A 24,695-nucleotide genomic window follows, 5' to 3' on the forward strand; every position below is an offset into this window, starting at 1 on the left:
ATCCAAGATAAGCAGGAACTGTTCTTCAAAATCACCTAGCGCCGAATAGCGAATCGAGATATCCACAGCACGTGATAACATCCACTCAGCAATTTTAGGCGGTTTGTTTTTAATCATAACATAATTTTCAACCGGATTCAAAATTAGTATTCGAAAATAGGAAAACACAATTTTATACTGACGTATACACCTAGCCGGAATGATTTCATATACTCCTTACAAATTCAGCCGACGCGCTTCTCGTGCGAGATTCAAGCTTTGTGGAGATTTGAGACCTTTATACAACTCCATAGTTTTGCGTCAAACGTGCGCCTAATATTGCTCGTTATAGCCCTCAGGTAAAGTGGTATTGATAAAGGCAGTTCGAGGAAGGACTTCACAAATTCTTCCAAATATGCATCCTTTAGTCTCAAGAATGCATTATATTAATAATGACAAGTAAACTTTCATATAATTATAAATTCGAACCGAATTTTGGGAATTAGTGACACTCGAAGAAGAAAAACGAATTATTCAAAAAGCCAAAAAAGATCCACAATCATTTGGAATACTGTTCGATGAGTATTATCCGAAAATCTTCGGCTATATCCATAGAAGAATTTTGGATTTTGAGTTGGCAAAAGATATAGCGTCGGAAGTTTTTTTTAAGGCATTCAAACATTTGGGGAAATTTCGCTGGCAAGGTATTTCAATTTCATCATGGTTGTATCGTATTGCCGGCAATGAAATCAACTATTATTTTCGGCGAAAACGTTATGATGTTCGCTATTTTAGCGAGCTCATAGAAGAATATGGGCTCGACTGGATTGATTCTCAAACGGCCAATGCAGAAAAAAAAGCAGTACTACAGCAAATGGAAAACTATCAGGATTTTCAACTCATTCAGTCAAAAATGAAATTGCTGCAAGTTAAATATCAAGAGGTTATAGCACTCAAGTATTTTGAGGATAAAAGCATCAAGGAGATTTGTGAAATACTTGGAAAAAAGGAAGGCACAATAAAATCGTTACTCTCCCGTGGATTGGAAACATTGCGTAACTTAATGGAATAGTGCAACTTTCTTGGTCAAACTAGCATTTTGTGTTTAAGAAAGAGGTTGAATAAAATGAAAAAAAAGGAGTTCATGAATAAAATGGAAAATTTAGCCAAACCGGATATGCTGAGTGAAAGCCATAAGAGACAATTAAAAATCGCCCTGATGAATACACGAAAATCTGCTATCTTCGGTGTTTTCCTGGTCATAGCCCCTTTTCTATTCGCCATGGGTGCAATTTTTAGGCACGAATTGGGCATGGATTTTAAAATATTCACATGGTTCTTCGATTTCATCGGGGCCATCGATCCCGACTCCGATTCTTCATTGATTAGCTGGGGCATTCGCTTTTTACTGATTGGCGGTCCGGTCATCGCGGTAATCATTAACTTACTTGCCATTCTGCATTTTCAATTCGATAGTATCACTAAAGAAATTCAGGTGACTATGAAATTAAAATGGAGTAATATTGCCGTCATTTTATTTTGTTCCTTCATATTTATGATCTTCTTTGTCTACCTACTTGTCGAAAACCTAAATCCGCTTAAATAAATAGTTTGAGTAAAAGGACAGTGTATTTTTTATTCAATCTTCATTTGAATTAGACATACTACATTCTGCTGAAAATATATCTGTAAATTTTATGAACATGATGGAAATAAAAAAGGTTCATCATAAAAATGAGTGCTTAGGTATTCTTAGTAAAGACATGGGATTAGAACCTTGAATGATGCAAATTTAAAAACCGCTAAAGCGGTTGAAATCTATTGATAATCCTATTTACACCTGGCTTAAGCCAGGTGTAAATGACAAAAAACAATATGTTATAACCGTTTCAACGGTTTCAAAACAATGGTCTATTTCATTTATCATTTTGTGAATTTTGTTCATCTTGCTAACCTGTCTTAATACTTTTACGAATAAGTCCGCATTATTCAGGATACAGGATAATGCGGACAACACAAAACAAGTGGCTTTTGATGTCAGCAAGATTTCAGAGGCTACTACAAGAACTTTTACTTGGCCGGATGTTGACGGTATCGTTCTTGTGGGGAAACTTCCACCACCGACAGGTGGGGTTGTTGCTTTTTTCGATGCGTTCGGGTTTCCAACAGCAGCAAGGCTTCTGCATTGGGACGATAATAATGAACGATTGGGTGTCGGTACGGGCCACACCCGCAACGCGGTTGCATGTCGCTAACGGTAATAGCGGGGTCACACCAGATTCTAATGCTGATGATCTGTTTGTGGAAAATAGCAGTGACGCAGGGATAACAATCGGTTCAGGTATCGCAAACTCGGGTGCCATTAAATTTGGTAATACAAATAACTCCTCAATTGGCGCGATAAACTATAATCATGTTTCGGATAACATGAGTATAACAGTGAACGGAAGTACCGCAATGACAATAGCTAGCGACGGCATGGCCGTCATTGGAGACGTGGCAGTCGCAGGGAAGCTGGTAATCGGGGATTTAGACAATGCCGCGTGTATTGCCAATGCTGGCCTAGATGGATTGTTTCTTGATAAGAATTGCGATGACATTAAGCGGTGAGTGTCGAAGGAGAAATCTATGCCAGTAGTTTCAATCAAGAGGTAAATAAATCGGCGCTTACCTCTATTGCTCATGCCAAAGTGTGTGAGTTAAAACAACACCTTACACAAACTATAACAAGATTACTACGGAATTCATTAGATGCTTGTTATTGTATTTTCAGGAAGATTCTGTGTTTTCACACAGCCTCTAAAATTTGTTTGATATTTGAAAATTTAATATTTAGATATTGTTTAGTGCTTCGTGCTTCTGATTTCGAATTTAATCAAAGTGTTTGAAAAAATAAAGTTAATTCTAAACAATAGCTCCATCTATAAATCCATCAAAGATTTTTGCTCATTTTATTTTGGCGGTCTATATGATAGGATGGCTTCCCATCATGTTTTTTTGATGAGCGGGGGCTTGGCCTTTTCGATTTTCACTTGTATCATTCCATTTGTGCTGGTTTTGTTTTCTGTCCTGGGAACCTTACTGGAAATACCCTCGGTAGAGGGGCAGATTAGAACGTTCATAAAGAATGCCATACCCTACCCGGAAACCTCAAAATTGATTCAGGATTTCGTATTCGAGAGAATACATGAGTTTAAAATGCTAAAGACGATGGCCGGTTATTTGGGGGCGATCGCGCTTTTAATCGCCGCAAGCGGACTCTTTAGCAGCCTGCGCACCATACTCAATTCACTGTACGGTTTTGTGCGGGTCAAATCAGCGGTTGTCGGCAAACTTAGAGACATCGGCATGGTATTCTTCGTCATTTTATTTGTTCTGCTCACGACGATTCTTTTACCTATTTTAGACATTTTAGATAACTCCATCGAGAGTATCCCCTTTCTAACCACCATTCAGGTTGGCGTCATACAAAGATTTTTCCTTTCATCGCTGGCAATATTCGTTGTGTTTTTTATCCTGAGCCTGGTTTATTATTTTGTGCCGGATTCCAGGTTAGAAAAAAAGGTTGTCTTTTTATCCGCCTTTTGGTTTTCCCTGCTTTGGATCGCAGCAAACAAGATTTTTGGCTACTACATTACAAATTTTGCTACCCTAAAAAATATTTATGGCGCTTATGTATTCCTGATTGTCGGTATTTTTTGGATTTATTACTCTTCGGCGATTTTTATCATTGCCGCTGAAATCGGCCAGTTGTTTAGAGAGCGCAGGGCTAAGATAAGTGACCGAACGGTAATCGCAAATTAAGAATTGCGGAAACATTTTGGTGATTTCTACAAAGATCTAATTTCGGAAGCACAAATTTCGAATTTCTAAATCCTAAACAAATTCCAATTTTAAAATTCCAATAACTAAAAGAATTAGAAGAATTTACCGAGATTGAGTGGTTTGATATTTGAGACATTATTATTTAGATATTGTTTAGAAATTCATGCTTCGGATTTTTGATTTAAATTAACCCACTTTTCTTTTGTTTCTCATGAATTCTTTTATATTAGAAATGTGATGATCAGAAATTAAAATCCAAAACAATTCCAAAAATTCGGTACGTTTTTAGGTGCATACACCCCCAGCGTACTGACCATTCTTGATCTCATCATGTACCTCCCTGGTAATGAATTGATTTATGCACAACGGTTATTTGAGCTGACAGGCGATTTCAAAACCACTATTTTAATTCGTAACGCGGGAAAATTTGCAGGACGGTTGGTTTAACAGAATCACAATTTTTTTTATACCCTTCTTACTATGTTCGAGTTCTCTTCAAATTCAAAATTATTTGAATATTGTACATTAATTTATTATGTACAAATATTGTGTACGTAACAATTAAATGTACAGTTTAAAGGTAATCAAAATGACCCTCAGCAATTTTGAGTTAGATATTTTAAATAATGCCGTTGATATTTTCCGCAAAACAACTGGTTTGGATGTAGATATCAAACAAGATAGTCATTTCGAGCCGATCATCCGAATCAAATACCAAAATAATGAATTTTGTTTCAATGTTGATGTCAAGCCAACTATAAACCAAGCAATGTTTAACATCAACAAGCAATTCGAATTGTACCGAAAAAATCAACTTTTGATTACAAATTATGCTACTCCTCAAATGGCGGATCAATTGAAAAAGATGGGAATTCTATTTATAGACTTGGCTGGTAACGCACACATTAACCAGCCACCTATATATATTCATATAAAGGGAAATAAGTTAACTAAAATCAAAAAAGATCCTGTTAAAAGATTATTTAGACCAGCAGGTTTAAAAGTGCTGTTTGCACTTTTATGTAATCCGGGTTTGGAAAAGGCATCCTACAGAGTGATCATGAAGGCCGCTAATGTTGCTTTGGGTACTGTTGAAATTGCAATGAAGGAATTAAGGGAGTTAGGTTACCTGATTGATCTCGAAAAAAATAACCGTAAATTAGTGAGAAGAAAGAAATTATTGACTAGATGGGTTACTGCGTATCCTGAACAATTAAGACCTGAATTATTGAAAGGTTATTATAAAACAGAAAAAGAGGATTGGTGGACTCATATAAATTTGGAGAAGTATAGTGCAAAATGGGGCGGTGAAATAGCTGCGGCTTTAATAACAAAATTTTATCGTCCCAAAATTGCTACAATTTACACTAATGAACTTGACAATCGGTTGTTGCTTGAAAACAAAATGAAAAAGAGTTCTCAAGGAGAAATAGAGATCATACAGATGTTCTGGGGATTTGAATTTAATTGGCAATTTGAGAATATCGTGCACCCAATCCTGGTGTATGCAGATTTGGTAGCTAGTGATGCGCCAAGAAATGTTGAAATGGCTGGAAGAATATATGAGCAAGAGCTTCATCGATTTATCCAAGAAGATTGATAAAAAAAAAGTAAATATTTTTGAACAAATCGATAAAATATCAAAGTCCTTGGAAATAGATTTTGTGATTATCGGCGCAACTGCAAGAGATATAATTCTCAAAACTTACCATAATATTGATACAATTCGTGCTACTTACGATATTGATTTGGCAGTACAAGTGGCGAGTTGGGAGCAATTTAATAATCTAAAAATAAGCTTTATTGCATCAGGAAAATTTAAACCTTCAAAACTAGATTGCAGAATCCATTTTGAAGATGATACGATCATTGATATTATACCATTCGGGGGAATTACGAAAGCAAATCATATACTCACTTTACCAAATAAAAAAACAATGAATTTAACAGGGTTTGAAGAAGCATTTAACACTGCCATAACTGCCCGGATAAGGTTGAATCCACTTCTCGAAATTAAATTCTTAAGTCCGTCGGGAATGGCTCTAATGAAATTAATTTCATGGGATGAGAAGTATCCTGACCGTGAAAAAGATGCCGAAGATTTATTTTTATTAATGAGTAGTTATTTGGATGCTGGTAATAGCAAGAGATTGTATGATAAAGAAAAAGATTTATTAGAAATGGATAACTTTGATTACACACTTTCTGGTTCGAGATTATTAGGACGAGATCTTGCAATGATTTCAAATAAGGCTACTATAAAAGTAGTATTTGATATCATTAATCGCGAAACCGATGGACGAAACAGCAAGCTTGTATTGGACATGATTGGTACGAATTATACAAAATCTATTGAAGCGCTTTCAATACTTAAAGAGCTCAAGGTTGGTATTCTGGATAGGATCAATATTTAATCTTGTAATGCTCAATTATCATAGATAATGATATGGCGTCTATTTTCGGTCATTGGCTGGTTGCTGGCTCCTTGAAATTTGCATTTTTACCCAATGCTAAAAACAGCAAGCTTTGGATTCTTAGTTACACGTGCTCCATTTTACCGGATATGGATATAATCATGTTTGCTTTTGGTTTTGGCTATTCTCACATGTTTGGCCATCGCGGTTTTACGCACTCATTAACATTTGCATTCATTGTTGGCATTTCTGTGACAATTGTATTCTTTCGTCAAATTTCATCAAGCTCAAAGCAATTTTGGGGTTTATCTTTCTTTTTCTTTTTGATTACAACTTCACACGGCATCCTGGATGCCATGACAAACGGTGGATTAGGAATTGCTTTTTTCGCCCCTTTCGACAACTCTCGCTACTTTTTACCGTTTCGCCCCATACAAGTCTCTCCGATTGACATCGTGAGTTTTTTCTCCGCCTGGGGACAACGAGTGCTTATAAGTGAAATAATTTGGGTTGGGTTGCCTTGTATGGTTTTGGTTTCGATATCGATGTTATTTCGGTTGCTGAAAAAACAAAAACATGAGAATATGTAGCCGGAGCAACCTCCACCCACATCCCGAGAAAAGATCGCCACGCTCCGCTCGCGAAGTCACACCCTGCGTTAAACAAATTATCTTTTAGCTATTCTTCAACAAATTGGCAATATCCGTAAGGATCTTCTTGGCGTCACCAAATACCATCATGGTTTTTTCATCGTAAAACAACTCATTGTCTTCCCCGGCAAAGCCGGGACTCAGGCTTCTTTTCACAATCATTACAGTTCGTGCCTGGTCCACATTGAGAATCGGCATACCGTATAGCACACTTTCTTTTTTGGATCGCGCTGCAGGATTAACAACATCATTTGCGCCTACGACTAACGCCACATCGGTATTTTTAAAATCATCATTGATGGCATCCATTTCGTGAAGATCGTCATAGGGCACATTCGCCTCAGCCAGCAAAACATTCATATGGCCGGGCATCCTGCCCGCTACCGGATGGATCGCATATCGTACTTGCGTGCCGTTATTGTTGAGCAGTGTTGCCATTTCGTGCATAACATGCTGGGCTTGGGCAACCGCGAGGCCATAACCCGGGACAATAATAACCGAGCTGGCATTCTCCATAATGATTACGGCATCGTCCGGGGTATACCGTGTAACTTGCCTTTTGGTCGCCGGACCGGTTCCCTCGGCTACGCCAACTTTACCGAACAGTACATTAGCAAGACTGCGGTTCATGGCAACGCACATGATTTTGGTAAGAATAATACCCGAAGCGCCAACCAGGGCGCCGCTGATGATCAGGACATTATTTGATAAAACAAAACCGGTCATTGCTGCCGCAATTCCGGAATATGAATTCAGCAGCGAGATCACAACTGGCATATCGGCGCCGCCAATGGGTATAGTCAGCAATATTCCAAGAACTGCAGCGATAGCAATCACGATTAACAATGGATTTGCGTCGGTGGGATTCATGGCAAAAAGTACACCTAAAACCACCACGCTAAGCAGCAAAACGGCATTAATGGTTTGATGCAAAGGAAAAGATACAGGGGCGCCACTCAAGAAACCCTGGAGTTTACCAAAAGCGATAAAGCTGCCTGTAAAGGTTATTGTTCCAATGAGCAAACTAAGGACAAGCGTAATACTAACATCCAGTTCCGGTTGGTTTACCAAGCGATAAAATTCAGCCATTGCCACCAGTGTTGATGCGCCGCCGCCTAATCCGTTGAAAATTGCCACCATTTGCGGTATGGATGTCATTTGTACTTTTCTTGCAACCACCGCCCCGATAGCGCCACCGATAAGTATTCCTGCAATGATGTATGTAAAATCAATAATTTGTTTATCGAATAAGGTCACGACAATAGCGATAAACATTGCGAGACTTGCCAATCTATTTCCCTTTCTCGCTGTCTTTGCCGAACTCAATAATTTCAAGCCGAAAATAAATAAAACAGCCGAAATTAAATAAGCGATATGCGTAAAAATTTCCATTTACCTGTCCTTACTTTCCGTCTTTTTTGAACATTTCCAGCATCCGATCTGTTACAAGAAAACCACCCACAACATTAACGGTGGCAAAGATAACAGCGACTAAACCAAGAATAACACTCAACCTCGTCTCACCTGCCCCGGCGCTGATTAGCGCACCCACAACCGTAATCCCGGAAATTGCATTGGAGCCGGACATCAGGGGTGTATGTAACAGGGGCGGCACTTTTGTAATCACTTCAAAGCCGACCAATATGGCTAATACAAAAATATACAACGAAACAAGAATCGGTCCTAACATTATGATTTTCCTCCATTTGCCATCAATTTCTTAATCAATTCGTTCATCAATTCACCGTTGGTGCATATGCAAGAACCCCTGGTAATCTCATCTTCAAAGTCCAGTTTTTTGTCTTCAGCCTGGTACACATGTTTAACAAAATTCACAATATTTCTCGAGAACATTTGGCTGGCATGTGTCGGCATTTTGGCGGCTAAATTAACCGGCCCTGCGATCACCACTCCATATTTTCTGATAGCTTTGCCTGCTTGTGTTAATTCGCAGTTCCCGCCTTGTTCTGCCGCAAGGTCGATAATCACCGAACCCTCTTTCATGGTCTTAACCATTTCTTCAGTCAAAAGAATCGGCGCTTTTTTACCAAAAACCTGGGCGGTAGAAATTACGATATCTGTCTTGGGCAACCGCGAACCAATCGCTTCCAATTCCTTTTTAATAAAATCAGCGGAAATTTCTTTTGCATAACCCTCTTTCGTTTCCACGTCTTCCGGCAATTCCATTTCAACAAATCGCGCTCCAAGGCTTTCAATTTGTTCTTTTACGGAAGGGCGTACATCGAATGCTTCCACTTTTGCGCCCAGGCGTTTAGCGGTTGCAATGGCTTGTAAACCGGCGACACCGGCGCCCAAAATAAATACGCCGGCCGGTGGGATAGTCCCGGCGGCTGTCATTAACAATGGAAAAAACTTGCCAAAATATTGTGTTGCCAACAAAACTGCTTTATAACCGGCAACCGTGCTCATGGAACTCAAAACATCCATACTTTGGGCACGGCTGATGCGTGGCACAAATTCTAAAGAAAATGCAGTGATTTTCTTTTGCAGCATCTTTTCAACTAAATCTAAGTTTGTTAACGGGGAAAGCAACCCAATTAAAGATGAACCTTCACGCAGCATTTTAACCTCGGAAGATCCGTTTATACTCGGAGGTTGTATCTTCAATACAAGATCAGCTTCTTCATAAATTTTCTTGGAGTCAGAAACTATTTCGGCGCCGGCTTTTTCATACGCCTTATTTGAAAAAGTTGCCTTCGATCCAGCATCTTTTTCAACAAGAACCGTTGCACCGATTTTACTAATTTCAGAAACCATAGTTGGGATTAACGCAACGCGAGTCTCATTTTCTAATATCTCGCGAAGTAAACCAATTTTCATGCAGATTCTCCTTATAAGCTTGAATTACATTGTTTTAGGATTCAGTTGGAAAATAATAATGAATATGACTCACACATCATTCTGAAAAAAATACAAGAAAAAATATAACCGGTGCTTTTACCTATTACCATAGGAAAGTACTCCGTTTGATAAAGGTAAAAAATAATTTATTATAAATAAATGACTAAATTACATTAAAATTATGGTACAATTTAAGAATTCCAAGTTGCAGATAATTTCTCTTTCAGAGTTTTATAAGTTTAATATTTTATGTAAATCGTGAGTCTTTATTGAACTTGAGTTTTAGTAAAAATTGTAATTAACCTGAGATAATTCACAAACCTCATAAACTGATTTATAAAACTGTCATTCCCGTCCCGCCTGGGGCGGGATTATCAGGAATCTTGTTACACAGGCTGTCCGAGAACCGGTCTTGTCTCTCCTGCAAGCTTTAATCAAAAGTTCATTTTGTGCTTAACTAATGCAAATAGACCCCCGATTAAAGCGCTCGGGGGTGACAGTTTTGGGGTTCTCGGATAACCTGAAAACATTCGAAGATGACATTTTTTGTGTCTCTCGGATAGCCTGAAAGCATTAGGGAATGACAATCCACTTCTTGTCATACTCCGTGACTGAAACTACTAGCTTAACTCAGTCATGATCTTATCAATAATGTTTTCTGTTCCGTACATTTAACCTGGATTATTCATGAATTATGATTTTAAGCTTAAAATTTCCAACTATGTTATCTCGTTGTGCCGGCACCAGCCTACACTTTGGCCTTAAAATCATTTTTAAACTATTTAGTTTGAATTTGATTGGTCTAATTCGAATTGGCCAACCAATTCAATGTGATACGTGTGGGGAAACATATCAACCGGTTGTACTTGTTTTAAAGAATACCCTGAATCGCACAACAATCGGGCATCTCGGGCAAAGGTTGTCGGATTACAAGATACATATACAATTCTTGGTGGACTTAAAGACGAGATCGCTGAAATACTTTTTGGATGAATCCCTGCCCGTGGGGGATCAATGATGACAACATCAGGGTTGCCATATTTAGAAAGTATACCGGAAGAATTACCGAATATATCTTTCACATCGCCAAGGATGAAATAGCAATTGCTGACATTGTTTTTAAGTGCGTTTTCCTTTGCATTCAGAACCGCAGATTCTATTACTTCAACACCAATCATCTTTTTAACTTGTGATGCAAGAAATATGGAAATTGTACCGGTGCCGGCATAGAGGTCATACACAACACTATGCTTTGATAATTTGGCAAAATCCTGTATGATTTGAAATAAATTCTCGGCTTGTTTCGTGTTGGTTTGGAAGAAGGAGTTCGCGCTAATTTCAAAAAGGCAATCGCCAATTTTATCTTCGATAATTGGTCGCCCGGCAAGGAGGTATTCCTTTTCACCAAATGCTGATCCACCGGTGGATTCCTTCACATTATTTACGATACTGGTTAAATCCGGGAAATCCTGCAACAACATACTTGTGAACTGCTCCATCACTTCAGGATGATACTCGCGTGTTACAATATTGACCATCTTTTGGCCTGTATTTTTTCCTTCCCTTAAAATCAGGTACCTCCAAAAACCAGAATGAGATTTAGTGTCCCATACCGGAAGTCCGGAATTTTTTGCAAATTTCTTAACCAATATTAGAACTCGATTCGAAAATTCGGATTGCAGCCAACATTCGTCAATATCCAGTACTTTATCATAACGACCCGGAATATGAAGCCCTAAAGAATAATCCCTCGGTTTAAGTAAGGGGTCGGTTTCCTCAGACAAAATCCAACGATGGCTGGAAAATGAAAATTCCATTTTATTTCTATAGAAAAAAATCTCAGGGGATGGTTTAATGGGATGGATTAAAACCTCATTAAATCCACCTGTACGCTGCAACACTTCCGTAACGATTTGTTGTTTTAGTTCTAATTGGTATGAATAATTTACATCCTGCCATTTACATCCACCACAAACACCGAAATGAGGACAGGGCGCTTTAATTCTTTTTTTAGAAGTTTTGTGAATCGCAACAATTCTCGCAATCGCATAATCTTTTCTCTTTTTTATTACGGATACTTCTACTTCTTCACCCGGTAGTGTCCGATCTACAAAAATCACCCGGCCATTCTCACGGGCAATACCTTCTGAGCCGTAAGTAACCGATTCAATCTTCAGATGAAGAATATCACCTCTTTTCATACAGGTATTCCTGAATTTAATTAAATAGACTCAACCAATTTCGAATAAAGGTGAATATAATAAATTGTATCAGAAATGCAAAAGATTGAAGTTTAATAAAATCCGGGTCTAACGAATCAATATCATTCGTTTTATTTGGTGATGGTTGTCACTTGAAAATTTATAATAATAGATTCCGGAAGGAACCAGATTTCCTAATCGATCCTTACCGTCCCATGAAACCCGGTGAATCCCCGGTTCATAAGTTTTATTTGTCAAAATATGGATTAATTGTCCAAGAGTATTGAATATATGAATCGTTACTGCTTCTTTGGCAGGCATGTGAAATTGAATCACTGTGTTCGTTTGGCCAAGTTTTAAAGCCAATGGATTGGGAAAATTTTGATCCAATTGAAAATAGGAAGGCAATTGAAACCAAACCTGGACAGGTCCATGTTCTGTAATGAAGCCTTGAATATTTTTATCCAACAACTTATAGTAATACCGAAAACCGGGAATTATATCTTCATCGAGAAATTCATAGTTCCCATCAAGATTTGGTGGAATTAATTGAGAATTAATTTTTTTATAACCCAAATCCTTTTGCTTTGATCGCAAAATGTCAAATCCTAAATTATCAGACTCAAATGTGGTTTTCCAGTGTAATAAAACGGTATTTGATGCCAGATCTGCTTGGGCATTAAATTGAACAAGTTTAACCGATACGATTACTGTGACAAACCATTTAAATGAAACAGTATCTTCACTGTCTGATACAAATACCTCCACAATATCCTGGCCGGAAAAATTTGGATTGGATTCATAAACAAAACTAACAGATTGACTCACTTCTACGTCATTTAATTCCCAAATATAGGTTAACTCTTCTTCGTCAGGATCTGTAATTTTCAGGCTAAATTCAATTGAACGACCCCGGATTATGGTAGTGTCGCCTGCAGGATGTACATTTGTAATCATTGGCGGTCTGTTTACATTTATAACATCGATTATAACAGTATCCTTGACTACTCCACCACGGTTGTCTGCAACCGAATATGCAATTGGATGCTCACCGCTTTGCCTAAAATTAGGCGTCCAGTCAAACCGCCAGGATACAGCGTTCACTTTAGTAACAACAGCTCCATCCGGTAGTTCATTGACCTCGACGTTTACAGGATCGCTTTCGGGGTCAATCACTGAAATATCAAAACTGACAAACTCGTTCTCCCTGACTTGTAAATCAGGAGTACTTGAAACTATTAACGGAATTTCATTTTCAATGGCTGTTATATGATAAGATAATACTTGGTTTGGTAAACTGGCAGCAAAGGCTAACGCTTCTATTTGTGTTGCGTTTTCACCAACCCGTAACTGGCTTTTGGCTATTCCTTCGTCGTTAGTCAGTTTAATAGAATCACCCTCAACTGTCGCCTCACCATCGGATACGACAAAAGCAACAGGTTCATTTGGTACCGGATTATTGTAAATATCAGTAACTTTTACCACAAGGGGTTCGGAAAGATAATATCCTTTTGTTCCGATTTGCTGGTCTCCGCTAACCAAAATTATATTGTGTGCCACACTGGAAGATATCTGAACAGTGAAGACAACCTTTTCTGCTGGATTCTTTACTAAGCTGGCAGCAATCTTTGCAATTCCGGGAGTAGTCTTAGCTTGTATTATTGTACTGGCAAGACCAGAACTATTTGAAACTACCGGTTGTGCAGTTATAATAATGGCATCGCCCTCAATAACTTCAAACATGACTCCCGTACCGGAAACAGGGTTATGAAACGTATCTCTGGTAATAATTGTCATAGATGTGCTTTGTTCCAAAGGACGAATAACCTGGTTATCACCGGAGTGTAAATCAATTTGTGTTGCTCCGGATGGTGCCGTATTGGCAAAAAATGTAAGTGATACACCTTGTACTAAACTTGATTTGGCACTAATAACTTGAGTAATCAGTTCCGGACCAAGTATAGGCTTGGTTGAAGCTTTGCCAAAAGCATCTGATAAAATGGGTTGTGGTTCAACGAATGAGCCACTGCCGGCACTAAATTGAAAACTAACAGGGACATCCATCACAGGATCGTCATTTGCATCTAAAGTTTCAACAATTAAGGGTTGGTTCAAAGTATCACCGACTATTCCGGTTTGAAGATCTCCGGAAACTGCAAGTATTTTCGCCACTGGATTCCGAACTCCGCTGACACTGAAAATTATAGGATTACCTGTCAGACCATCTGCAATCGCTTCAATTATATTCGTTCCTTCGGATTCGCTTAAAATATAATGAGTCGAAGCAAACCCTAATGAATCAGTTAGTACAGGTTGGATTTCGACAAAATAACCACCTGTTGTTTGTGACGTAAATGTTACCGGGTAATTAGGAACCGGATTATCGAACATATCTGTGACAGAAACAACAATTGGATTCGCTAAAACTGTTCCAACATTTCTGGTTTGAGCATTCCCGTCTTGTAGTTTAATTTGATTTGCTGTTGTAGAGATAAATTCAGCTACAGCTTTGCTATTTATTTCAATATTGTCATCAACATTTCTGGCATGAATAGTTTTTTTACCGGATTTAAGAGAAGTCATATGTCCAACAGTTTGGCCGGTATCGTCAGTAACCGGTGGTTGTTCAAAAAAATTAAGCTCGCCAGTAGCAGATAAAAACACCTCTTTCCCTGCAATCGGGTTATTAAATTGATCCCGCAAAATAATAGTGATAGTTGCTTTATCCTGATTATCTGCAATGGTTGGAGAAGTTACATGAATTTCAGAACTATCAGGATCTGTTAAATCAGGCAGGGTGGTAGCATTAAATGTGATTGGTGATTGAATTAAATCTAAGATGCCGTTGTCCGAAGTAGCTTCAATTTTATTTAGATCCGTTCCGATTTTTGTACCTAATGTCCATGAAATTTCAGCAATTCCGCTTTCATTGGTTGATACTACCAGAGAAGTGTCGTGCTGAGCATTGGCTATTCTCCCATTACCCGTAATAATGCGAAATTTCACCTCATGTGAAGGAACAGGTAAATTTGCACTATCTACAACTTTAACCTGCACAGGTTCAATTACCTTTCCAACTATTCCTGTTAGTTGGGTTTGGGTTATCGCTTCAATTTTAATGGCAGGGCTTTCTGCCGCCGAAGCCAAAATAGATATGGGTGATCCTTGTAACGGAACAAAACCATCAGAAGCTGTTACTCTTATTTGGTTGTTATTTATGCCGGCTTTGTTTCCGAGAGTAAAAATCACAGAAACCTTTCCATTACTATTGGTATTTTTCACCACTGTGGTATCACTATTATTATCAAAGGTGCCTCCACCGGAAATCACCTGAAATTCAACAGGGATACCTGCAACCGGATTATCATTTGAATTTAAGACCAGAACTTCAATGGGTTGAGGAAGTTGGCTGTCAATTACACCAATTTGATTGTTACCTTTAATAATAGAAATCTTTTCCGCATCAAATTTACCTGAGGCTGTAAAAACAACAGGAGAACCAACGAGAGGTAATGATCCACGCAATCCGGATGCATGAACCAGATTTGAGCCTTCCCCAACGAACGAACCCATTCTTAAGGTGGCAGATGCAATCCCATCTTCATCTGTTGGCGTTGTCTGACTTAAATCAACTGTATCGACAAATAAACCTCCTCCTGCTATTACTTTAAAAGTAACAGGATGGTTTTTTATGGGTTCATTAATTGGATTTGTTACACGCACACGAAACGGCGCATCTAACGGTTTATTGATTATCCCAACCAACGAATCTCCATCAACAAGAGTGATTTTGTAAGCAGTCGGCGAAACAGCTGTTGCTACAAATTCAACCGGTGATCCTTGCAATCCGTCACTGCTTGCTTGTACTCGATAAGCAAATTCACTCATATCACTACCTAAAGTTAATATAACCCCAGCTTTCCCCAAGCTATCTGTTGTAACGGATAACTGTGTTAATCCTCCGGCAAAAATACCATCACCAGAGATTATTTTAAATAAGACCGATATATTTTTTACAGGGTTTCCGAATTCATCACTAACCTCCGCAACAAAAGGTTCAACAAGTGGAAAATTTGAGATTCCTGCAATACTGTCACCCGAAACTTTCCTTAATTGAAATGCAGGCCCATGTGTTGCACTAACGGAAAAAACAATTGGAGAATCTAATAAACCCAGAGCAATGGCATGGATGCTATAATTTCCTATACTATTTCCAAAAGTAAAACTAACTTGCGCCTTTCCTTCTGAATTCGTAAGAACCGTATCAGCAGATAATGAACCCCCCAGGTTTGAAACAATACTAAAAACTACAGGAAACTTTTCAATTGGACTGTTTTGTTGATCGGAAATTTTTACCACTAAAAGTTCAGGTAAAGTAGACCCAATTTCACCACCCTGGTTTGACCCTGAGACAAATTCTATTTGTGTAGGTATTCCTGATGTGGCTATTGCTAAAAATTCCACCGGAGAGCCATTTAGTCCGTCAGCATGTGCCAGAACCCGGTTATTGGTCTCACTTTTACCTAATTCCAGGTCAACCGCTGCTTTGCCATCTTCATCTGTAAGAACCGGTTGGATTTCTATGATCCTCCCGTCTCCTTCAACAAGCTCATATAACACAGAAACATTTGGGGTGGGATTGCCAAAATCATCAGATGCTAGTACTACCAACGGATTGGATAATACTTGTCCTGCCGGCCCAGTTTGATTATTCCCTGAAAATTCTGCAATTGTAACCGGAGCATTAGGCAAAGCCCGGATATTAAAAATCACTTCTTGCTCGGGTACATCGAACAGGAAAGCCTTAATTGATATATCGCCAGAGCGTGAATTTAACAACACAAAAGCTTCTGATAAGCCAAGATAATTACTAAAATATAATGGATTCCCTCCAAATCCGGAAGGTTGAAAAGTTAAGTCACGCGTTATGATTAATCTATCTAATTTTGTGTTGATATCTCTATTTCTTAAAATTAATTTATGAAAACCTTTATTTAAATTAATTTCATATGGATCTACTGCTGGAGTTTTCACACTTCCGCTTCCACGAGAGGAAACTAGATCCCAATCCCAGGCGGATTTTTGATTACCTTGCCAAACATCCCATAAAATTTCATTAAAATCATCCACTTGAATAAAAAAAGAATCCTCTGTTCCTGATGGCGCTAGAACTCTCCCCCAAATTTTATAAATACCATCTTGATCAATATAAAAATCATACACAACCGTACTTGTATCTGACTCTCCGGCAACAGTGTTAATATAGGATCCACCTGATGTGTTAGATGCATTGTCAACAATAAATGAATTGCCTTCAATAATTCCATCTTCTGCCTCAATTCTTATGGTTCCACTTGGATTTAAAGGAGGAATTAAACGAGCATCGCCTTCAATAATCTCATACTTGATTTTAGCAGCATAAACCGGAGATCCTAAATCATCGTTAACCTTAACAACAAGGGGGTCGGGAAATAATTGATTTAAAATACCATCTTGATCATCACCGGATTCAACTGATATAGATGCAGGAATTGTCTTTAGTGAAATTACGAAAAAATTATCAGCTGCAACGCTTGAGTTGCCCTGGAAAATTAATCCACAATATTGCACCTGAGAATTCCCAAATAATTTATTGTTATCACTTAAAACACCATTGAAGCTACTGTCCACAAAAATTACAAAGTCATGAGAAGTTTCTGTGGAATACGTGAATACTTTCAAAGTTGAACCGGAAACCAGATCCATATGATATTTAAATGAATTTATTTTTTGTAAAGGATTGCCTTGATCCACAGTCCATAATTGAAATTCATTTGTAGAACTTTCAGCTCTTATCATATATCCATTGGCAGTTGTAGTGGGTTCTTGCAGCATGACTAACAAACCAATTTTATCAATTTCAGATTGTGATGAGATATTCAACCAATTAAAGCCAAGTTCAATAGGCGACGTTGGTGAAATCAAGACTGCCGCTGACTTCCATCCGGATTGGCTGTTCGCTGTCTTTAAAGCGCCCTCCGATATTACAACATCATCTGAAGTTTGCCATTGCTCTCCAAGTTCGGTTCTGTTGAAATCCTCATCAAATTGGACAGATTCAACCGTGGACCCCATTATTGAACCATCCGAAATAGGTGAAGCATTGTTATTTTCATCGATTGCTTTTATTGCGAAATAATAGTCAGTTTTACGCTTCAACCCGGTAATAAAGATACTTTCATCAGAACCTTGTTCATTTGGAGTTTGAGAAACAATTGCTGCAGTTGCTTGTTCAAAATTGGATTCAATTATTGGATCAGTTGAAAAACGTAAATCATAATTGGATGCCGAGCCGGTTAAACTGTCGTCACCAGTCGCAGTAAAACTAAACTGCGCAGATGTTGGACCGGTACGAACCAGAGCAAAATCGCTAATAGCAGCGGGAGGTTCCTTATCAACAACACTTGATAGGGAAAAATCATCGATATTATTGTTCTGACTGCCTTTTAGCATAATGCCGGCATAACGAACTTCATTGGCGCCTGGGGGAGTTGTAGTATGGGTGAGCTCTCCAAAAAGTGTATTGTTGATTTTCACCGTTATTCGAAGTTCCGGTGAATTGAAACTCCAATTCATAAAAAACAAATTCCCGGATTGGGGCATAGGCAAAAGTCCAGATTCACTTGCCAAATTCGACCCGACCTTGCCATCAATTAATTCCCACAATTTCAGCGATCCGTTATTTAAGGTTAGTAAAAAACCGTTTGCATCAATACTTGAGGAATTTAATAAGAAAACTACTCCTGTTTCAGATCTACCTAATTCATCGGAAGTCAGGCTATATTTGAATGTAATTGTGTTGGGGCTGGCTACGGAATTGATAACAGCCAGGTAATTATCCCAGGTGTCTTGGTTTGAACTGTTTCTCAATTCATTATTACTAATTCGATAATTCGGGTGTGTTGTCCAATTTGGGCCCAGAAAAAATCGATCGTTAAAATTGTCTGCAAAAGATTCCGAGGCAATATACCTGGATGAAGAATTTAAACTATTTAAAATGACATCTGCCATTACTCCATAACCATCATCATTTGGGAAGTAATCATCACTCATAAAAATACTGGACCAACTTGGAATTTCAGTGAAAGCAGTATTGATATCTACAAAATAAACCGAAATCCCTTGTGCGGATTTTGTATCCACTAATGTTTGAAGTTGAAGATTTAAACCATCAATATTTGAATTTACCACCTGGTCTCTACTTGGAATTAATGATGAAAGATAAATTTCAATTTCAGAGCTGTAATTTGAGATGTTGTCGATTACACTTGATAAACCGTTAAATACAGTGCCAACATTACCATTTGCAATGAGATCTTCCGTTCCCAAATGAACAATAACGATATGTGGCTGATAGAGTTGAATTGTTGATAATAAATCCTGATTGATATCATTAACTGTCGAAGCAGCATGACCTTCGTGGTCAGGGTCCGTTGAGACTCCATCGTTTTGAGTACCTACAAAATCGAAGGGCATTAATCCTGCATTTAAGAACAAATGAAGATCATCACGGAAACCACCTACATTATTGGTCGATCCGGTACCTATAACCGTAGCATCACCAAGCGGCATTACTCGAATTTGAGAAAACAGGGTGATTGAATTTATACTATTTGAAATAATAAGAAAGGCAATGAGGAAAGTTAATCCTAATTTCTTATGATTCATTTACTAATCCTTTAGATGAATTTAAAAACAGACTCGTCCGATTTAGTAGAAATAGGAAACAATTTTTGTGCCAATGTTTTCAACCTAAACTATTGAAAAATAAAGACTATAAATGTGTCATTTTAGTGAGAATGTGTTCCACATTAACACATTATTTCATGATTATCAACTGGAAAACTTAAAAAATGTTTAGCTGTAAATATGATAAAATAAGGCAAGCTGCTGCTAATTCATTGCATTGAATAAAAAATGAATTTACCTATCAATGAGAATGACCATTTGAAAAATAATAAAAAGGGCAACCTTCTTAAAGAGAGTTTCACTCTTGTTCCATTGATAATAGCCAGAATATTAGTACTTCCAATCACAAATTTGGATCAATTCATCATTCGGTATTATCAATTTAAAATAATCAAACGCTTTTGCTTAACAAATTCTTCAGTTTGCATAATGTAAAAATAAACACCTGAACTAACAATATTACCATAATCATTACGGCCATCCCAAATTGTTTGGTGATATCCAACTTGTTTTTCATCTTGAACCAGGGTTCGTATTTTCCTACCAAGAATATCGTAAACATTTATCCGTACTTCCCCTTCTTCAGGTAATTGATAATTAATCACAGTTACTTGTAATTCATAGCCGCCTTTAGGATTAAATGGATTCGGATAACTTTGCAATAAATCAAATTCTTCAGGAAGAGGTTGAGTTATCTGTGGTTCTAAAATTTCAACAAGCTTGGGAGCAACATTAAATGAGCTAAAAGGTAAATTAATGACTTGACTATAAGCATTAAAATACGTTTGCGCCATTACTGAATAGCCAAGATCATTTGGATGGAGCTCATCGGACATATAATCTTGACTATTTCCAGTAAATAATTGGGAGTTATCTTTAAATGGCGAATAGTGGTTTACAAGATATACCGGTTCAGATTTTCCAGTAATGGTTCCATTATTAAAATCGTCGACTAATCTTTCGATTTCATCGTTGAAAAACGGTAATTCATCCTCTGGATTTTTTCCATCTGCCAATTCCCAATCTCTATTTTTTCTTGGAATTAATTGACTCACAAATAAGTATTCTAAAAAATTACCAAAGACGCCTTCGCGCCATTGAAGTAAATATCTTACAAATTCTGCCAGTTCACCAGAAGTTGAACTAAGGATTGTCCCGTTACTGGAATAAGGAATATTAAATGTCTCAATAGTCAAATCGTTTGTTCCTAAATGTATCATCAGGACATTTGGATTATATGTATTCATGTTATTCGTGATATCATACTCTCCAGTGCCTAATCCGTACCCAAAATTACTTGGAAAGAATTGATTGATCTTTTTCCCAGGGAAAAAATAACCAGTATATGGATTAGATCCTTCACTACCAACAAATTCAAAACTGAAATTGGAATTTATTAATAAACCGTATAAATCCGGCCGAAATCCTTGGTTATCTGAACTGCCTTCACCCCATGTAATTGAATCTCCTACCAACATAATTTTCTTGGTACTTGCAGGAGGAGGTATTATTATTGTTGTGGTCGGTGCATTGCTAGAATTACTATATGGCGAAGATCCTATACCATTAAATGATCGAATCCTAAAATAATAGGTGGTACCAGATGTTAACCCAGTTATATTTGTGGATCTTAAATTAGCTGGAACACTTTTGATAGGAGAAAAATCTGGGTTATTATTCGTTAAACTACTCTCAATAATAAATCCAAACTCGCTAGTACTATTATCAAGCCACGAAAGTGCAATTTCTGACGAAGATTGTTCCTGTGCAGAAAGGTTAGTTGGAGCTATTGGTAAACTACCGTTTTTATTTGGCGTTCCAGCATTAAAATTTTGTTGGACTTCTTCAAAAGATAACGCTCGATTATAAGCCGATACTAAATATATCTTTCCCAACCATTGACGATTATTAGAAGCCTCATTTCCCAATACTAATGGGAAAGTTGGATCCCAATTCGAAAAACCACCAGATAAAGTGACCGTTTGGTTTTGTAAAATTCCATTCACATACAGCCTTGTTGTTGATCCATCAAATGTGGAAACAACATGTTGAGGGGATGTACTAACTGCTCCTTCTACATTCAAGACAGGATCAGCTCCATTCAACCCGCTTTGCGGTGTTCGGACACGCATTACATAGCTGGTTCCATCTTGTCCAAAAGTAAAATTCCGTGATGACTGATCCTTAGAATTGGAAATAATACGAGCCGGGCCGCTTTGGGTTAAATTCTCAATTTCAACCCAAGCTTCAACTGTCAAAGAATTAGTAGATGTCATGCTATTAAATACTTTTGTTGCCGCTCCTGATGATTGTGCTTTTACACCTTCCGATATTAAATGCAATCCTCCATTTTGCAACCATTGCACTTTGTTAATGTCATTTATTTCCAAATCCAGTGGTTCTCCAAATCCTGAAGCATCATTAATCACATTGCCAGTACCGGAAAAATTATATAATACGATCAAACCGTCACTTACACGATTAGGATCTGTCAAAGCAATGGAATGATCTTCACTAATAGCAAGATTGCCACTTTGGTCTCGCGAAAGTACCCTAAAGTGATAAACTACACCTGGAATTAGATTCTTTAACTTAATTGAATGTTGTGTTTTCAAAGTTGTCTCTATTGATGTAATATTTCCATATCCAGAATTTGTACCATATTCAATTTGACTATCACTTATTTCATCTGTCTCCCATTGAATTACAACCGATGAATTTGTTAAGCTATCAATCACAACATTCGTTATTAAAGGGGTTATGTTATCCAAATAAGTTATTTTATAAACGGCATTATTAATAATTGACAAATAATAAAGATTGCCATCTGCACCGACTTTTAAATCTACCGGACCCGACACATTTGAAGCAAATTCTTCAACCTGATTATTTTGTTTTAATCTCCTAATAAAACCAAGGATATAATCAGCAAAAAAATAATCTCCTTGATATTCTACAGGGTAGAGATCTCCCCGATAAAATGTGCCTCCGGTTATGGCCGCAGAACCTCCATTATGATTGTATGAGTATATTGGATCCTGAAATGAAGAGTTGGACGAAGATCCCTCTTCCGATGGCCAGCCATAATTAGTACCTTTAACCAAATAATTAATTTCCTCCCAGGTATCTTCTCCAACATCATTCACATAAATTTTACCTGACTCCGGATCAACGGCAAATGTGAATGGATTTCGGAAACCAAGTGCCCAGATCTCTTCATGGGCATTTGAAGTTCCAACAAATGGATTACCCGGGGGGATGATATTAGGATAATTATTCGGATCAATTCTCAATAATTTTCCAGAAAGAGATTCCAAAGATTGAGAAGACTCTTGAACATGCCCGTCTCCAACAGCAACATACAAATACCCGTCTTTGCCAAAATGGATAGCTCCTCCATTATGGTATTCGGAAGGAGAGGGGATGTCGATAATTACAACTTCACTATTAGGATCAGCAATATCCGGGTTCGTACTACTGATAGAAAAACGGCTAACTCGATTTGAGACTGGATTATTGGATGTATAATGAATATAAATATATCCATTCGATTCAAAGTTTGGATCAAAAGATATACCAAGTAATCCGCGTTCACCATTTGATTCAACAGGAACAGACAAGAAAGGCAAAGGAAGAAACACGCCTTCTTTAAAAATTCGTATTTTACCAGCCTTTTCGAGGATAAAAAGTCTGCCATCGGGTGAAAATCCCATTGCTATTGGTGTATCCAAACCATCTACAACCAGTTTATTTGAGAATAATTGCGGCAATATAACCGTTGATTCAGATGGTGGAATGCCATCGCCCACAATACTGAATACACCATCACTCACATCTGAAGGATCGCCGTCTAATGCATCAGATACTCGAACCAAACAACTGCTCGATAGCAAGTCCGGAACTGTCCAATCATAACTGCCATCATTTGGCGTCGAGTCGATGATCTCAGTCCAGCTTTGGCCATTGTTCAACGAATATTCCAACTTCACATTCGAAATCTCTCCTTGTGAAGTCCAACTAAGCGACTGTGTGCTATTGACAAGCCAATTTTCTCCGCCATTCGCTGATGTCAATACAATGGTCTCACCGAGGATTTTTACAATTGTATAATTATCAATTACCTCTCCTGAAGGAATGATGAATTTAAATACTGCACTAGTATTGTTTACTTCGACCAGCATGGCTCCGTAATCATCATTATACCTGACAACACTTCCTTCAATAGGAGTCCCAAAACTGCGTATACTTTTCCCACCCAATCCATTGACAAAATAAGGGAGATCATCAAAAATTATCCGTTCATAATCATGTTCATGTCCGGCAAATACTGCATCGGCTCCCCATTCTTTAAAAGGCCACTGCATAATAACTTCGGAGCCGTGATGATCACCCGAAGAATAGGGTGGGTGATGCATATAAACAAAATTAAACTGTGAACTAGAAACAGCTAAATTATTTTTTAACCAAAGAGCCTGGATTGAAGTTTTTGAAATTCCATCCGGCTCAAGAGTATCACTATCCATCGCAAAAAAATGAACCGGCCCCCATATGAACTCATAATATCTTTCATTGCCAGGTAAGGTAAAATAGTCCCGATAAGGTATTGCACCGCTAGTATTCCAATCATGATTACCTAATGAAGGAAAAAATCGATTGATATCTGCTCCAGAACCATAGGTGCCCTGATAAGGATAAATAAATTCATGATAATATTGGCCTATATTTACATCAACCGTGGATGCTTCTCCAAGATCATAGTTATTATCTCCCACAGTAATAATAAAATCCGGATTCCAACTTTTGACCAGATTGGCCACTGTCTCTTCATTATGGCCAGCATCTCCATAATCTCCAATTACTGCAAAGAGAATTGTTTCAGATGATGGAATGCCATCATCCACAATACTGAACACACCGTCACTCACATCCGATGGATCACCGTCCGCTGCATCCGACACACGAATCAAACAACTAGTCGAGGGCGCATTCGGAACTGACCAGTCATAACTACCATCATTCGGCGTCGAGCCGATGAT

At 38.0% G+C, this 24,695-nt stretch carries 14 protein-coding genes; 8 read left to right on the top strand and 6 right to left on the bottom strand.

All coding sequences use genetic code 11. The annotated features are described in order from the left end of the window. Window positions 1-484 precede the first annotated feature (484 nt). From IIC38_12015 to IIC38_12050, 8 genes are all read left to right on the top strand, one after another. The gene (locus tag IIC38_12015) at window positions 485-1,051 is read left to right on the top strand and encodes an RNA polymerase sigma factor (protein ID MCH8126672.1); all 567 of its coding nucleotides are present in this window, start codon (window positions 485-487) and stop codon (window positions 1,049-1,051) included. A 72-nt stretch (window positions 1,052-1,123) separates the two neighbouring features. Next, window positions 1,124-1,585, top strand: coding sequence for a hypothetical protein (locus IIC38_12020; GenBank protein MCH8126673.1), 462 nt, complete (start codon window positions 1,124-1,126; stop codon window positions 1,583-1,585). A gap of 331 nt (window positions 1,586-1,916) precedes the next feature. Then, window positions 1,917-2,234 carry a hypothetical protein gene (locus IIC38_12025; GenBank protein MCH8126674.1) on the top strand — a complete coding sequence of 106 codons (318 nt, stop codon included), beginning with the start codon at window positions 1,917-1,919 and terminating at the stop codon, window positions 2,232-2,234. Further along, entirely contained in the window at window positions 2,179-2,589 is a 411-nt protein-coding gene (locus tag IIC38_12030; GenBank protein ID MCH8126675.1) for a hypothetical protein, read from the top strand. Before IIC38_12025 ends, IIC38_12030 begins: the two co-directional genes overlap by 56 nt. Before the next feature lie 402 nt (window positions 2,590-2,991). Continuing rightward, window positions 2,992-3,783: a YihY/virulence factor BrkB family protein gene (locus IIC38_12035; protein ID MCH8126676.1), complete on the top strand. Its 792-nt coding sequence runs from the start codon at window positions 2,992-2,994 to the stop codon at window positions 3,781-3,783. A gap of 610 nt (window positions 3,784-4,393) precedes the next feature. Beyond that, entirely contained in the window at window positions 4,394-5,404 is a 1,011-nt protein-coding gene (locus IIC38_12040) for a hypothetical protein (GenBank protein MCH8126677.1), read from the top strand. Then, entirely contained in the window at window positions 5,331-6,218 is an 888-nt protein-coding gene (locus IIC38_12045; protein MCH8126678.1) for a hypothetical protein, read from the top strand. The genes IIC38_12040 and IIC38_12045 overlap by 74 nt, the downstream gene beginning before the upstream one ends. 32 nt (window positions 6,219-6,250) lie before the next feature. Continuing rightward, window positions 6,251-6,808: a metal-dependent hydrolase gene (locus tag IIC38_12050; GenBank protein ID MCH8126679.1), complete on the top strand. Its 558-nt coding sequence runs from the start codon at window positions 6,251-6,253 to the stop codon at window positions 6,806-6,808. Between the two features lie 84 nt (window positions 6,809-6,892). Here IIC38_12050 and IIC38_12055 read toward each other — a convergent pair whose 3' ends face one another. The 6 genes from IIC38_12055 to IIC38_12080 form a co-directional block, all read right to left on the bottom strand. Further along, complete coding sequence (locus IIC38_12055) at window positions 6,893-8,260, bottom strand: NAD(P)(+) transhydrogenase (Re/Si-specific) subunit beta (GenBank protein MCH8126680.1); 1,368 nt, start codon at window positions 8,258-8,260, stop codon at window positions 6,893-6,895. Between the two features lie 10 nt (window positions 8,261-8,270). Then, window positions 8,271-8,558: an NAD(P) transhydrogenase subunit alpha gene (locus tag IIC38_12060; protein MCH8126681.1), complete on the bottom strand. Its 288-nt coding sequence runs from the start codon at window positions 8,556-8,558 to the stop codon at window positions 8,271-8,273. Then, window positions 8,558-9,709 carry a Re/Si-specific NAD(P)(+) transhydrogenase subunit alpha gene (locus tag IIC38_12065; GenBank protein ID MCH8126682.1) on the bottom strand — a complete coding sequence of 384 codons (1,152 nt, stop codon included), beginning with the start codon at window positions 9,707-9,709 and terminating at the stop codon, window positions 8,558-8,560. Before IIC38_12065 ends, IIC38_12060 begins: the two co-directional genes overlap by 1 nt. An 803-nt stretch (window positions 9,710-10,512) precedes the next feature. Next, on the bottom strand, window positions 10,513-11,931 hold the full coding sequence (rlmD, locus tag IIC38_12070) for a 23S rRNA (uracil(1939)-C(5))-methyltransferase RlmD (GenBank protein MCH8126683.1): 1,419 nt from the start codon (window positions 11,929-11,931) through the stop codon (window positions 10,513-10,515). Between the two features lie 108 nt (window positions 11,932-12,039). Next, window positions 12,040-19,638: an Ig-like domain-containing protein gene (locus IIC38_12075; GenBank protein ID MCH8126684.1), complete on the bottom strand. Its 7,599-nt coding sequence runs from the start codon at window positions 19,636-19,638 to the stop codon at window positions 12,040-12,042. 398 nt (window positions 19,639-20,036) lie between these two features. Beyond that, window positions 20,037-24,695: PQQ-dependent sugar dehydrogenase (locus IIC38_12080; protein ID MCH8126685.1), on the bottom strand; the 4,659-nt coding region annotated here is incomplete at its 5' end.

It is taken from the genome of candidate division KSB1 bacterium (assembly GCA_022566355.1).
Classification (GTDB): domain Bacteria; phylum Zhuqueibacterota; class JdFR-76; order JdFR-76; family DREG01; genus JADFJB01.